Origin of the sequence: Methylobacterium sp. 22177, assembly GCF_052045615.1 — a bacterium.
Lineage (GTDB): Bacteria > Pseudomonadota > Alphaproteobacteria > Rhizobiales > Beijerinckiaceae > Methylobacterium > Methylobacterium radiotolerans.
Window position 1 is genome coordinate 1 of record NZ_JBQEPK010000135.1, and the last position, 440, is coordinate 440.

General features: G+C 68.4%; 1 protein-coding gene. It reads right to left on the reverse strand.

What is annotated here, in order from left to right:
- Positions 1-440, reverse strand: a 440-nt coding sequence (locus tag ACTJK8_RS32400) for a Y-family DNA polymerase (RefSeq protein ID WP_440763219.1), incomplete at both ends; no start/stop codon positions are given.

Below are 440 nucleotides of genomic sequence, written 5' to 3' on the forward strand. Positions count from 1 at the left end.
ACGTCGATCCGGCACAGCCAGTGCGCGTAGGCCGCCGGGTCGGTCAGGTCGCACACGCCGCCCAGCACCGGAACGCTCTTGGCGATGTGGTTGGCGAGCTTGGCCAGAGTCTTGGTCGGGCCGATGCCGACGCAGGTCGGGATCCCGGTCCAGGCCCGGACCGTGGCGCGCAGGTCCCGCGCGAGCTCGACCCGCAAGGCCGGCGCCACGTCCGAGAGGTTCAGGAAGCTCTCGTCGATGGAGTAGATCTCCACCTGCGGGCTGAACTGCCGGTACACCGCGTTGGTCCGACCCGACATGTCGCCGTAGAGGGTGTAGTTCGACGAGAACACCCGCACGCCCTGCGCCCGACACATCTCGCGGATCTTGAAGTACGGGTCGCCCATCTTGATGCCGAGCGCCTTGGCCTCGCTGGTCCGGGCGATGGCGCAGCCGTCGTT